This window comes from Janthinobacterium foliorum, from assembly GCF_978021625.1.
On the sequence record NZ_CDXDQE010000006.1, the window covers coordinates 149,654 to 163,044 of the forward strand.

Annotated in this window: 12 protein-coding genes; 10 read left to right on the forward strand and 2 right to left on the reverse strand. The window is 66.5% G+C overall.

Going from position 1 to position 13,391, the window contains the following annotated elements:
* The first annotated feature begins 26 nt into the window (after window positions 1-26).
* Window positions 27-1,181, forward strand: coding sequence for an LLM class flavin-dependent oxidoreductase (locus ACZ92H_RS14695; protein ID WP_131368978.1), 1,155 nt, complete (start codon window positions 27-29; stop codon window positions 1,179-1,181).
* 223 nt (window positions 1,182-1,404) lie between these two features.
* Complete coding sequence (locus ACZ92H_RS14700) at window positions 1,405-3,777, forward strand: TonB-dependent receptor (protein ID WP_465049928.1); 2,373 nt, start codon at window positions 1,405-1,407, stop codon at window positions 3,775-3,777.
* Between the two features lie 63 nt (window positions 3,778-3,840).
* On the opposite strand, the gene ACZ92H_RS14705 is transcribed toward ACZ92H_RS14700, so the two are convergent.
* Window positions 3,841-4,893 carry an ABC transporter substrate-binding protein gene (locus tag ACZ92H_RS14705; RefSeq protein WP_465049929.1) on the reverse strand — a complete coding sequence of 351 codons (1,053 nt, stop codon included), beginning with the start codon at window positions 4,891-4,893 and terminating at the stop codon, window positions 3,841-3,843.
* A 260-nt stretch (window positions 4,894-5,153) separates the two neighbouring features.
* Between ACZ92H_RS14705 and ACZ92H_RS14710 the strand changes: the two genes are divergently transcribed.
* The 8 genes from ACZ92H_RS14710 (at window position 5,154) to ACZ92H_RS14745 (ending at window position 13,097) form a co-directional block, all read left to right on the forward strand.
* Window positions 5,154-5,909, forward strand: coding sequence for a class II aldolase/adducin family protein (locus ACZ92H_RS14710; RefSeq protein ID WP_131368981.1), 756 nt, complete (start codon window positions 5,154-5,156; stop codon window positions 5,907-5,909).
* A 146-nt stretch (window positions 5,910-6,055) separates the two neighbouring features.
* On the forward strand, window positions 6,056-7,129 hold the full coding sequence (locus ACZ92H_RS14715) for an ABC transporter substrate-binding protein (RefSeq protein WP_465049930.1): 1,074 nt from the start codon (window positions 6,056-6,058) through the stop codon (window positions 7,127-7,129).
* Window positions 7,126-7,986, forward strand: coding sequence for an ABC transporter permease (locus tag ACZ92H_RS14720; protein ID WP_131368983.1), 861 nt, complete (start codon window positions 7,126-7,128; stop codon window positions 7,984-7,986). Before ACZ92H_RS14715 ends, ACZ92H_RS14720 begins: the two co-directional genes overlap by 4 nt.
* Window positions 7,983-8,747, forward strand: a complete 765-nt coding sequence (locus ACZ92H_RS14725) for an ABC transporter permease (protein WP_465049931.1) — start codon at window positions 7,983-7,985, stop codon at window positions 8,745-8,747. The genes ACZ92H_RS14720 and ACZ92H_RS14725 overlap by 4 nt, the downstream gene beginning before the upstream one ends.
* Entirely contained in the window at window positions 8,740-10,020 is a 1,281-nt protein-coding gene (locus tag ACZ92H_RS14730) for an MFS transporter (RefSeq protein ID WP_465049932.1), read from the forward strand. The genes ACZ92H_RS14725 and ACZ92H_RS14730 overlap by 8 nt, the downstream gene beginning before the upstream one ends.
* A complete protein-coding gene (locus ACZ92H_RS14735) occupies window positions 10,017-10,898 on the forward strand; it encodes an ABC transporter ATP-binding protein (RefSeq protein ID WP_131368986.1) in 882 nt (293 codons plus the stop codon). Before ACZ92H_RS14730 ends, ACZ92H_RS14735 begins: the two co-directional genes overlap by 4 nt.
* Window positions 10,899-10,931: 33 nt before the next feature.
* Window positions 10,932-11,993 (forward strand): ABC transporter substrate-binding protein, encoded by a 1,062-nt coding sequence (locus tag ACZ92H_RS14740; RefSeq protein WP_465049933.1) that lies wholly within the window; start codon window positions 10,932-10,934, stop codon window positions 11,991-11,993.
* Between the two features lie 48 nt (window positions 11,994-12,041).
* A complete protein-coding gene (locus tag ACZ92H_RS14745; protein WP_465049934.1) occupies window positions 12,042-13,097 on the forward strand; it encodes an ABC transporter substrate-binding protein in 1,056 nt (351 codons plus the stop codon).
* Between the two features lie 57 nt (window positions 13,098-13,154).
* On the opposite strand, the gene ACZ92H_RS14750 is transcribed toward ACZ92H_RS14745, so the two are convergent.
* A complete protein-coding gene (locus ACZ92H_RS14750; protein ID WP_264372532.1) occupies window positions 13,155-13,277 on the reverse strand; it encodes a hypothetical protein in 123 nt (40 codons plus the stop codon).
* Window positions 13,278-13,391: the final 114 nt, after the last annotated feature.

The window sequence follows — 13,391 nt, forward strand, 5'->3', positions numbered from 1 at the left end:
GACACCTGACTGAAGGAGCATCCCTGATGGCAATCGATTTTTTCTGGCGCATTCCCACGCATGGCGAACCCAGTTCGCACCGCGCCCGCACGCCGTTTCGCGGCGACTGGTTTCCCGGCAATGACAACCTGCGCCAGGCCGGCCTCGGTGGCGGCGGCGCCGACGGTTTTACCTATATCGACTACCTGGCGGAGATCGCCCGCGCAGCCGAATTGTCCGGCTTCCAGGGCGGACTGATTCCGTCGTTTCCCATGACGGACGAACCGTGGGCCATTTCAGCACTGCTGGCGCGCGAGACGCGCACCTTCCGCTTCATGATCCCGTTCCAGCCGGGCTTCCTGAATCCCGTGGTGGCCGCGCGCATGACGGCCAGCCTGCAGCGGGCCACGGGCGGGCGCGCCCTGTACAACGTCATCACGGGCGGCGGCGGCCCGGCGCAGCTGTGGTGGGGCGATTCGGCGGGCCACGACGACCGCTACACGCGCACGACGGAATTTCTCGACGTGGTGCGCGGCGTGTGGCGCGGCGGGCCGTTTTCCTACCAGGGCAAGTTCTACCAGGTGGAAGACGCGGGCCTGGCCGCGCCGCTGTCGGAACAGGACTTCCCCGAGATTTACTTTTCCGGCTCCTCCGACGCGGCCCTCGGTTCGGCCTCGAAGCACGCCGATTATTACCTGACGTGGCTGGAGCCGTTCGAGCAGCTGCGCGAGAAATTCGCCCGCGTGCATGAAAAGACGGCACTGCTGGGACGCAAGATCAAGTGCGCCGTGCGCGTCGATATCGTGGCCCGCGCCACGGAGGAAGAGGCGTGGGACGAGGTGCGCAAGGGTTTCGAGGCAGTCGATGCGGCCACCCTGCGCCAGTTCCTCGGCGCGGACGGCGGCGACTCCGTGGGCGCGGCGCGCCAGCGGGGCAACCGCCCGACGACCCTGAGCAGCTACAAGGACCTGATCACGGCGCCAAATATCTGGTCGGGCTTCAACCTGCTGCGCGGCGGGCAGACGCAGGGCATCGTCGGCAGCTACCAGCAGGTGGCCGAGCGCCTCGACGAACTGGTGCAGCTGGGCGCCGACGCCTTCATCCTGGCCAGCACGCCGCACCTGGAAGAAGCGTACCGGGTGGGCGAGGAAGTGCTGCCCCTCGTGCGCGGGCATGGCACCGCCTTGCTGCGCGCCGCGTAGTTTCCACCACCTGTTGCCGCGACAGCAGCGCCACGGACTGCTGTCGCGCAGGCAGCAAGCGGCGACGCCGCTGCTGCCAAATCAACAGCCCTATCATCATGATAGTCTTCTTTTTAAATCAATGGCTTACGTGGTATTTTGCTGCGCTGCGGCAGCAGGCATGTCCCTTGCAATGCAGGTCATCACCATCTCGCGTTTTGATTTTACTCAAGGATAATCCCCCATGCGCCGTTCCACTGCCCCCGCCGCCGTTTCTTCCTTTCCCTTTCCTCCGACCCCGCTGCGCCGCGCGCTGCGCTCGGCCTTCGCCATCGGCGGCATCGTGCTCGTGTCAGGCATGGCGCAGGCGGAAACGCCTGCCGCCGATGTCGCCGCCACCGCCGACGCGAATGGCGCCGGCGAGGGCGCCTCGCTGCAATCGGTGACGGTGACGGCGCAAAAGCGCGAGGAATCGGCGCAGAAGGTGCCCAGCGCGATCACGGTCCTGGGCGGCAAGGAACTGCTCGACACGGGCATCGGCCGCTCGGCCAGCGAAATCCTCAACTACGTGCCGAACGCCTCGGCCGGCACGCAGCAGCATGGCCGCCCGCGCTGGTGGATACGCGGCGTGGGCGCGGGCCAGCAGCAGATCGATTTCCCGAATCCCGTCGGCTTCTACCTCGACGACGTCTACCTCAGTAATTCCAGCGCCACGGGCTTTCCCCTGTTCGACCTGGACCGGGTGGAAGTGCTGCGCGGCCCGCAAGGCACCTTGTGGGGCAAGAACACGACGGGCGGCGCCATCAACGTCATTTCCCGCAAGCCGTCGTTCAAGTCCAGCGGCTATGCCAAGCTTGACTACGGCAGCTACGACACCAAGCTGGCCGAGGGCGCCATCGGCGGCGCGCTGGTCGACGAGGTGCTGGCGGGGCGCCTCTCCTTCCACACGGAGCAGCAGGATAAAGGCCGCTTCCACAACCTGTTTACGGGCGAGCGCGACGGGAAGCTCAAGGACAGCGCCATCCGCGGCCAGCTCAAGGCCCTGATCGGCCGCGACCTGACGGCCAACCTGAACCTGCATTACCGCGACTACACGACCAAGGGCGCCACCACCACGGTGGCCAGCTATGGCGCCGATGGCGTGTACCGCAACGGCTACATTCCCAGCACGAATCCCGACGACGTGAGCACGAATGCGCCGGCCGACAGCGAGGTGCAGCAGGGCGGCGCGCAGCTGAACCTGGAGTATGCGCTGGGCGAGCTGACCCTGACCTCGATCACGGGCTACGAAAACTTCCGCAACGAAGCGACGGGCGACAGCGACAACACGCCGCTGGAGGTGGGACGCAGCCGCTCCAAGGCCAGCAGCCGGCAAGTGTCGCAGGAGCTGCGATTGACGTCGCCGCAGAACGGCACCCTGAGCTGGGTGGCGGGCCTGTTTTATTTCAATGAAAAGATCGATTCCGATTCGGCTGGCGCGCGCCTGCCCAACGGCACGGTGCCGGCGCTGGCGGGCAGCACGCAGCCCGTCGGCTACAACCGCAGCGTCTACCAGCACAAGGCGCGCAGCGCGGCCATCTTCGGCAGCACGACCGTCAATTTCAGCGAGCAGTTCCTCTCCACCTTCGGCCTGCGCTGGACGACGGAGACCAAGGACCTGAACCTGCGGCGCGTGCAGGCCGCATCGAACACGGTGACGTTCGGCGACCCGTCCAACTGGTGGAACACGGTGCAAGGCGGCAATTACACGGCCGCCTCCGTGGCCAACAATAACTTCACGTCGAATCCCTCGACCACGTGGAATGCGCTGACGTACGACGTGACGCCCGAATACCGTTTCAGCCGCACCTTGCGCGGCTATCTGAAATACGCGCACGGCATCAAGTCGGGCGGCTACAACACCAGCGCCACGGACGTGCGGGCGCTGAACACGGTGCAGCCGGAAACCCTGAACTCCGTCGAGGCGGGCATCAAGTCCGAATGGCTGGACGGGCGCCTCAATTTCAACGCCAACGTTTTTCATTATGACTACAAGAACGTGCAGGTGAATATCACGGGCGTGTACAACGGCGACCCGACGCAAAACGTCAGCTACCTGCAGAACGTGCGCAAGGCGCATGTGAACGGCGCGGAATTCGAGATCGAGGCGCAGCCCACGGACAACCTGCATATCAACGCCAACCTGGGCCTGCTGCGCACGGAGTTCGACGACTTCGCCATCCAGAATAATGGCGGCGACCGCTCCGGCAACGAATTCGTGCGTTCGCCCCACGTGACGGCCCTGCTGGCGGCCGACTACCGTTACCCGCTGGGCAATGGCGCGCAGCTGGTCTTCAGCGGCGACGTGCGCTACACGTCGAAGCAGTACTACTATGTCGACCCGCAAAGCGCCGCGCGCGACTTGCTGAACCAGGGCGGCTTCGCGCTGGCCAATGCGCGCCTGTCCTACGTGCTCCCGGGCGGCAAGCAGCGCATCACGGCGTATGCGAACAACCTGGCCGACAAGGTGTACCGCAACCATACGCTGACCAGCTTCGTGCCCGGTTCCGTGAATGGCGACACTGTCATCATCGGCCAGGGCCGCACGGTGGGGGCGTCGTATGCCATCCAGTTCTGATCATGCGTGGCTGACGTAAAAAAGGCCGGCGCAATCGCCGGCCTTGTCGCTCATGCCGCAACCTTATGCAGCCACGTGCAGCAGCGCGTCGAGGCGCCGCTGCGCCTCTTCCAGTGGCCGGCGGTCGATCCACGCATCGATATCCACGTCGCGGTCCAGGAAGCCGTGCTGCAGCTGGAAGTTTTTCTGCTGGCGGAACAGTGCCACTTTTTCCTCGGACAGGTCGGGCGCCAGCGTCAAATGAAAACCGTCGCGGTAGGCTGCGGCCACGGCGTCGGCACCGGCCCGCGTTTCGCCCTGCAGGATGGCCAGCACGTCCTCCTTGTGGCTGCGCGCCCAGTGCGCGGCGCGCAGGGTCTGCGTCAAAAAGCGCACGACCAGCTCGAAATGCTGTTCCAGCATGGATTCATGCACGGTGATCGGCCGCGGCGTGCCGTTATTCACGCGGAAGCGCCGGTCGGGCAGGGCGTCGATGGCGATGCCCACTTCCAGCCCCGCCGCGCGGGCCGCTTCGGCCGCCGCCGCGCCTTTCACGTAGACGGCATCGACTTCGCCGCGCAGCAGCGGCGCGATGCCCTGCCACAGGCCCGCGCCCAGATTGGCTTGCGCTGGCGCCTCGGCTCCCACTTCCACCAGTTGCACATCGTCCAGCGTGAGGCCGGCCGAGGCCAGCACGCCCTTGTAGCCGGCCAGGCTCATGCCGCGCGCAATGCTGCGCCCGCGCCGGTTGTCGCGCAAGTCCTCGGCGCGGAACGCGGGCAGCGCCAGGCGCTTGCCCTGCAGCTGCGCGGGCGTGGCGATGCCGGAACCGGGGCGCACGAGGATGGCTTGCCACTCGTCGATCCAGGTCAGGCCGATCAGGCGCGTGGGCGCCCCTTGCGCGCGGGCGGGCAGGGCCAGCAGGTTGCCGCCTTCGCGCACGAGCGTGGACAGGCCGTGGTCGTAATGGTGGCGCGCCAGTTCGCCGCCCACTTCCTGCAGGGTCTTTAACGCGATGCCGTCGCGGGCGAATTCCGCGTCCAGCCAGCCCAGCTTATACGCCAGGCCCGTGGCCGTGGGAACGGGGCAGCGCGTGAACCAGACGGTATCGACGGCGGGGACAGTTTCGGTAGTCATGGGATTCCTTGGTGAGGTGAGGAAGACCGAACGCTGCACGAAACATGCCTGCTGCCGGTGTCTGAGCCGCCGGATCGGCGCCCGGATTGTGCCTGCTGGCTGGCCGACAGCGCGCATCCGCCATGCTGCTGCCATGCCAGCAGCCGCTGCTGCGCAGGCAGCAGCATTCCCGCATTTCCCCGGCCCTGGCGCTGGCATGCGTCTTGCAAAAGTAGAGGCAGGACAGACCCGTATTCCAACCCCACAGAATGGAGCATGACATGACGGACGTGGCACAAGCAGAAGCACAACAAGTACAGGTGCAGGAGTTGACGGCGGCCGAACTGGCCTTCGTGGAGCAGGTGCGGCGCGATGCGCAGACGGCCTTCGACGGCTTGCGCGAGACGGGCAGCCTGACGGCCAACGGCACGGTGGGCTTCGTCGAGCGCACGCCGGGCGGCGACAAGGTCGTGGTGGTCAACGATCCCGGCCCGTTCCGCCGCGGCCAGCCCCTGAAGGCGGCCGTGCTGGCGCTGGACGGCACGGTGCTTGCGGGCGACGCGAACAACGGCGGCGCGCGCTACCTGAAGCTGTTCCGCGAACGGCCGGAAGTGACCTCGATTTCGCACGTGCACTCGCCATCGCTGGGCGCGTGGGCGCAGACGCACCGCACCCTGCCGATCCGCTACGTGCCCGTGCAGCGCTACCAGCTGGTGCGCGAAATTCCCATCTATATCGACCGCCGCCAGCCGGAAGTCGATTTCATCCTCGGCGAAATCGCCCGCAACACGCATGCCACGGCCATCCTGGAAGCGAATGGCGGCGCCACCGTATGGGGCAAGCAGGGTTTGCTGAAGCTGGCCGAGTTCATCCTGCTGCTGGAAGAGGGCGCACAGATCCAGATCGCGGCCGAAGCCATCGGCGGTTCCCGCGATTTCGGCCCCGGCGTGCTGCTGCAGCAATGGAAGATGAGCAAGCTGATCGATACGGCGCGCGCGCTGTCCCTGCTGCCCGCCACCGACTTGGTCAACACCTGAGCAAAGCTGCTGCGCGTCGCGCCTTGCGGCCTGTGATGCTCGCTTGTGCCCAGGCACGGCAGCTTCCCGGCCACAGGCGCTGCCGCGCGCGACGCTGTTCTCAAGCGTCGCTGTCTGAATGATCTTTAATCAAGAACAGGTCCGCAATGTCATTGAAATTATTAGGTTTGAGCTGGCGCAAGCTGTCTGCCGCCATCGTGGCCGCCAGCCTGCTGGCGCCAGCCTTCGCGGCCGCCGCCGAGCCGCTGCCGGCCGCCGTGCGCATCGCCGTCGTGGCCCGCACGGCGCCATCGGGCAAGACCGTGTTTGCCGGCTCGGCCGCCCAAGTCGCGTCAGCGGGCTGGCTGGCGGCCGAGCTGGGCAAGCTGGGCGTGAAGCTGGAATGGGTGCCCGTCACCACCAATTCCGTGGCGACGCAAGTCAACGAGGCGTTTGCCAACCGGTCGATCGACCTGGCCCAGTATGGCGACTTGCCCTCGATTATCGCCAATGCCTCGGGCTTGCAGACGCGGCTGATCCTGCCCGGCGGCAGCGCCAACAATACTTACCTGGTGGTGCCGAACGGTTCCACGGTGAAATCCATCAAGGAATTGAAGGGCAAGAAGATCGCCCTGCACCGGGGCCGGCCGTGGGAATACCCGTTCGCGCGCCTGCTGGAAGCGAATGGCATGACCTTGCGCGATGTGAAGATTCTCAACCTCAATCCACAGGCGGGCGCGGCAGCCGTGGCGACGGGCGGCGCGGATGCCTTCTTCACGCTCAGCGACGCCTTCCTGCTGGAAGATAAAAAGGTGGGCAAGATCATTTGGTCGAGCAAGGCGCCGCCGCAGGACTGGAAGATGCGGGCCGAGCTGTGGGCCGACAGCGGTTTCCTGCAGCGCTATCCGCAGCTGGCCCAGCTGGTGGTGACGGCCTATGTGCGCGAGCACCACCGGGCCGCTGGCGCCGGCGGCGAAGCCGACTATGTGCGCACCGAAGCGGCTGCCGGCCAGGTGGAAAGCGTCGTGCGGCGCGAACTGGCGGGCGACCACACGCCGTGGCAGGCGCGCTGGTCGCCCTTGTTTACGGCCGGCCTGCGCCAGCATTACGTGGGCGAGGCGGCGTATGCGAAGAGCGCGGGCCTGATCGGGCGGCCCCTGCAGGTCGACAGCCTGTTCGCGCCCCAGTTCGTCAACCAGGCGCTGGCGCAATTGAAACTGCAAACCTACTGGACGCCATGACTTCCATCGCCCGCGCCATTGCCTTGCCGCGCGCTCCCGCGCCAGCGCGTGCCGCCTCTGTCCCCTTGCTGCGGCGCTTCGTGCGCTCGCCCTGGTCCGTGTGGGCGTCGCCGCTCGCCTTGCTGCTGCTATGGACGGCCGCCACCACCTTCGAATGGATGCCTGCGCACATTTTGATGTCGCCGTGGCAAGTGCTGCTGACGGCCCGCGACCTGGCCGAAAGCGGCGAACTCGGCCAGCACCTGGGCATCAGCCTGTTCCGCCTGCTGGCGGGATTCGGCCTGGGCGCCAGCTGTGGCCTGGCCTTTGGCGTCGTGCTGGGCCTGTCCCCCGGCTTGCGCACCTATGTCGACCCCACCTTCAATGTCTTGCGCCAGCTGCCCACTGTCGCCCTGATCCCCCTGTTTATCTTGCTGTTCGGCATAGGCGAGAGTTTCAAGGTGTTTATCGTCGCCAAGGCCAGCTTCTTCATCGTCGCGCTGGCCGTGCACGACGCCATCCGCAACCTGTCGCAGCGCTATTTCGAAGTCGCGCAAGTGTATTGCTTTTCGCGCTGGCAGCGCATCCGCCTGATCGTTTTGCCGGCCATCGTGCCGGCCGCGCTGACAGGCATGCGCATCGCCCTGTCGCGTTCGTGGATGGTGCTGGTGGGCGCGGAATTGCTGGCCGCCGACAGCGGCCTGGGGCAGATGATGGAAATGGGCCGGCAAATGTTCCGCCTCGACGTGGTGATGGTGGGCGTGGTGCTGACGGGCGTGATCGGCTTCGGGCTGGACCGGGCTTGCCATGCGCTGGAAGCACGGCTGATGCGCTGGAAGCGTAGTGACAGCGGCAGCGGCAAGGGAGCGTCCGCATGAAGCCGCGTCTGCTATTGCTCCTCAAGGGCGCGCTGTTGCCGCTGGCCTTGCTGGGCGCCTGGCAATGGGCGTCCGGCCAGGGCGCGGCCGCCGCCTACATCTTTGTCTCCCTGGGCGACCTGGCGCACAGCCTGCGCGACCTGCTCGTCACGGGCGAGCTGTGGGTGCATCTGCGCGCCAGCCTGGGCCGGACTGTGGCCGGCCTGCTGCTGGGCGGCAGCGCCGGCATCGTCACGGGCGCGCTGATGGCGCAGTCGCCGCTGGCGGACCGCCTGATCGGCCCCCTGTTCCACAGCATCCGCCAGGTTCCCTTGCTGGGCCTGATCCCCTTGCTGGGCTTGTGGGTGGGCAATGGCGACGGCGCCAAGCTGCTGGTGATCGCCATCGCCGCCTTTTATCCCACCGTGCTCAACACGTATGCGGGCATGCGCCAGGTGGAAGGCAGATTGCGCGAAGTGGGGCAGGTGCTGACCCTGACGCGCTGGCAGACCCTGCGCCAGATATTGCTGCCGGGCGCCATGCCGGCCATCGTCACGGGTGTCACGCATGCGCTGGCCTTTGCCTGGCTGGCGTGCCTGGGCGGCGAACTGCTGTTCGCGGCCGGCCCCGGCATGGGTTCCTTGCTGCTCAACGGCGAAGTATCGGGCCGCATGGATGTCGTGCTGCTGGCCGTGCTGGTGATCGCCCTGCTGGCGCAGGCCATGAACATGGCGTTTGCGCGGCTCGCGCGCCTGCTGGTGAAGGGGCGCAGCAGTGAGTGAATCCTTGCCATTGACGGCGGAGGCGGCCGTTAGCGCCCGTGACGGGGAGCTGCGCGCCTTCTTGCTGCGTTTTATCGGATTGACCCTGCTGTCGGGCGTGACCATCGGCATGAACAAGGTGCTGGCCACCTTGCTGGGGCTGCATTTGCACGTGAGCAATTTCCAGCTGGCCGCGATCAGCAGCGCGGAGACCCTGGCCATGGCGCTGGGCACCATTCCAGCTGGCTATATTCTGTCGCGCGGCAACCCGAAGCACCTGTACGCCGGTGTCAGCCTGAGCCTGGCGCTGGCCTTTTGCGTGCTGCCGTGGCTGCCAGGCTGGCAGTGGGTGGCCCTGCTGATGTTCCTGGTGGGCCTGTGCATCTCGCTGCGCATCGTGGCCATGAGCACCGTGTTCCTCGTGCGCCTGCCGGAACTGGGGCAGGGCAAGGCGGGCTGGTACAAGGGCACCCTGATCCTCGGCATGCAGTTTCTCGGGCCCCTGTGCGGCAATTACCTGATCGCGCAGATGGGGCTGAAGGCGGGTTTCCTGGTTTCCGCCCTGATGTTCGCCATCCTGGCCGTGCTGGGCTGGCACGTATTGCCCAACAATACTTTGCCCAGCAATACGGCGCCGCGCAAGCCGGCGGGACAGGCGTCGCTGCCGGGCGCGGCCAGCCTGCGCGACCTGCTGCGCCTGCCCATCGTGCGCAGCACGTATCTGTTCGAAATCCTTGCCAGCTTCACGGCGTCCAGCGTGGGCGTGTTTTCCATCCTGCTGGCCATCCGCGTGCTGCACTGGCCCGCGCACCATGCCGTCTGGCTGATGGCCGTGCAGGGCCTGAGCTGCGTGCTCGTGCTGCTGTTACTTGGGCGCTTCGTGCTGGCCAGCCGCTACCGCGAACAGCTGTACGGTGGCGCGCACCTGGCCATCATGGGGGCCTTGCTGATCCTGGGGTTGTGGCCCTCCAGCATCGCCTACCTGGGCGCGTCCGTGCTGCTGGGCCTGGGACTGGGCGTGAATAACCTCGTCAATACGGACAATATCGCCCGCGCGCCCGTCGACAAGGCCCGCGTTTCCGCCCACCTGACCCTGTTCGGCATGGTGGGCGGCACGGCCGGGGCGCTGGCGGCGGGCCGCCTGGCAGACCTGACGGGCTTGCGCAATGTCTTTCTCATCTGGCTGGCGCCGTGGCTGGCCGCCTGGCTGTCCTTCCACGGCAGCCGCTGGCTGCGCCGTGCCACGGCGCCAGCCGTGTCTTCCCTTGCCCCAACCTCAGAGAGTGCGCCATGAATGATCTCGTTTCTCCTTCGGCCTTGTCGCCGCAACCGCGGCAGCTGAGCGGCGGGCTGCAGGTGCAGCACGTGAGCAAGTCGTTTGCGCTGAAAGGCGCGCCGCTGCCCGTGCTCGACGATATTTCGCTGACGATTGCGCCCGGTGAGTTCGTCGCCATCGTGGGCGCGTCCGGCTGCGGCAAGTCCACCTTGCTGCGCCTGCTGGCGGGCCTTGACACGGATTACACGGGCTTGCTGCTGCACGATGGCGCGCCCATCCGTGGCACGGATCTGCGCCGCGGTCTCGTGTTCCAGGACCATCGCCTGTTCCCGTGGCTGACGGTGCAGCAGAACGTGGCCGTGGCCTTCAGCAATACCAAGGTGCCGCTGGCCGAGCGCGACGTCCGCGTGGCGGCGGAAATCACGCGCGTGGGCCTCGATGGCTATGCGGACGCGTATCCGCATCAATTGTCGGGCGGCATGTCGCAGCGGGCGGCGATTGCCCGCGCCCTGGTCGGGCGGCCCGACGTGCTGCTGCTGGATGAACCGCTGGGCGCGCTCGACGCGCTGACCCGCTTGCGCCTGCAGCAGGAATTGCGCCGCCTGTGGCAGGACGAGGGCATCACCATGGTGATGGTCACGCATGACATCGACGAAGCCGTCTACCTGGCCGACCGCATCGTCGTGCTCGATGCGCGTCCCGGCAAGGTGCGGCGGGTGCAGGATGTGCCGCTGGCCCATCCCCGCCAGCGGGGCTCGGCCGGCTTTGTCGCCATCCGCGATGGCTTGCATGCGGATTTCAGCGACCTCGACGAATCGCATGCGCGGGCGGCGCACGATGTGCATCCCAGCAGCTTGTGGGATGGCAATGAATGGGCGCGCAGGATGGCGCTGTAGTTCCTACCCTATCGACCTATCTGGAGAAACAAGATGAGCAATGAAAATCAAGCACTCGACACTCTGTGGTACACGCGCTGCCCCGTGCCCACCGGCCTGGGCATCGCCCTGCAGCAGGGCTGGCTGGAAGCCGCCCTGCGCGCCGACGGCACCAGCTTGCGCTCCTTGCGCGAGTCGGAGCAGGAAGCCGTGCGCGAATCGCATTTCGACCATACCCTGCAAAATTCCGTGCGCCACGGCGGCAATATTCCCGCCCTGTGGGCACGCGCGGCGGGACGCGAGACGCGCGTCATCGGCCTGTCGTGGTCGGAAGAGACGCAGCTGATACTGACCCTGCCCGGCAGCGGCATCGAGACGGTGCGCGACTTGAAGGGCCGGCGCTTCGGCTTGCCTTTGTGGGCCAGGGCGCAGATTGACTTTGCGCGCGCGCAAGCCTTGCGGGGGCTGGAAAATGCCCTCAGCCTGGAAGGCCTGGCCGTGTCCGACGTGGAACTGGTCGATTACGTGATTAAGACGGGCCAGAGCGAGACGCCGCCGGAGAAGGGCGCGGCGGTGAACCTGTTCAGCGGCACGCGGCGCGGCGGGCAAAGCCCGGAACTGCTGGGCTTGCTGCGGGGCGAAGTGGATGCCGTCTTCCTGAAAGGCGCTTCCGCCGCCCAGCTGGCGCAGCAATTCGGCTTGCACACGGTGATCGACACTGGCAGCCATCCGGAGCCCTTGATCCGCGCCAACAATGGCACGCCGCGCACTTTGAGTGTCGATGCGCACTTGCTCGACCACCATTTCCCTTCCGCCGTGACCCTGGTGGAGCAGGTGCTACGGGCCGAAGCGTGGGCGCGCGGCCATGCGGACGAGACGCGGCGCTTCCTGGCGCGCGAATCGAATGCCAGCGAACATTGGGTGCAAGTGGCGTATGGCAAGGATGCGCATTTGCGCCTGGATACGGACCTGGCGGCAACGTCGGTGGCCGGCTTGCAGGATTTCAGCGACTTCCTGTTCCGCTGGAATTTCCTGCCCAGCAAGGTCGACGTGCGCGCCTGGATCGATCCCCGTCCCCTGGAAGCGGCGCTGGCGCAGACGCGCCGGGCGGCTTGAGCGGGAAGCACGTCGACAGTGGCCATGCTTGATGATGAGGAGAATGCGATGCGGCGACGCACGGTGATGGGCGGGCTGGCCTTGCTGCCCCTGGCGGGACAGGCGGCAGCGGCGGCGAAGACGGCGGGGGCGCCGCTGGCGGCCCTGCGCATCGCCTCGACGGGCTTTGCGGAAAACGGCAGGGCGGAGCTGGGCGGCATCGCTTACCGGGTACAGCAGGAAGGCTGGCTGGCGCGCGAACTGAAGCAGCGTGGCGTGCGGCTGGAATGGCTGCCCGTCACGGGCGATACGGGCGCGACCATGAACGAAGCGTTCGCCAGCGGGCGCATCGACATGGCCGCGTATGGCGACTTGCCGTCCGTCATACTCAACGCGGGCGGCGTGCGCACGCAGGTGATCGTGCCGGCAGGGCGGGGCACGGACCAGTTCCTGCTGGTGCCCACCGCTTCGCGCGCCACCTCATTGGCCGAGCTGAAGGGCAAGCGCATCAGCGTGCACCGGGGCCGGCCGTGGGAACTGGGCTTGCGCCAGCTGATCGCCGACCAGCGCATGTCGCCCACGGATTTCCGCCTGATTAACATGGACCTCAAGCCTGGCACGGCGGCCCTGGCCACGGGCGCCGTCGATGCCTTGTTCATGATCAATGGCTATCCGCTGGAAGACAAGGGCATCGGCCGCATCATCTGGTCCAGCAAGGGCTTGCCAGAGAGAAAAATGCGGGCGGAACTGTGGGCGCGGCGCGACTTTACGCAAGCCCATCCCGACATCGCCGAACTGGTGGCCACGGCCTGGCTGCGGGCCCAGCACTGGGCGGCGCTGGACGGCAACCGCGAAGCCGTGATCAAGGATGGCACGCGCAACGGCACGCCCGACAGCGTGGTGCGGCGCAGCTACGACGATCCGGGCTTGCAGTGGAAGGAGCGCTGGTCGCCCCTCTACGACGACGCCGTGTACCGCCATTACCGCCGGGTGCTGGCGTTTGCGCAGGAACAAAAATTGATCCGCCAGCCCCTGACGGCGGAAGAATTGCTGGAGCCGCGCTTCGTGGCGGCCGGCTTGAAAAAACTGGGCCTGGCCAATTACTGGGAACCGGCCAAGGTGTAGCGCAGCAAGAAGAGAATGTTTTTCACCGAGTGGGCGTGCTTCACTGCGGGGCGCGGCTTAGTGCGGCAGGCACACGCGCCCCACCAGTTTCACCACCCCGTCGCCCGCATGCGCGCGCAGTTGCAGCAGCATCAGGGCCATTCCCAGCATCAGCGCAGCGGCGCAGAGTTTCTTGTGCATCATCTTTCCTGTTTTTATGTTCAGCGGAGCCTGATTGCCATATTTACGGCCATATTATTGCCGAAATTCAGCGTGCGGATGAGCATTTTGCCAAGCGTGCTCTACAATTATGCA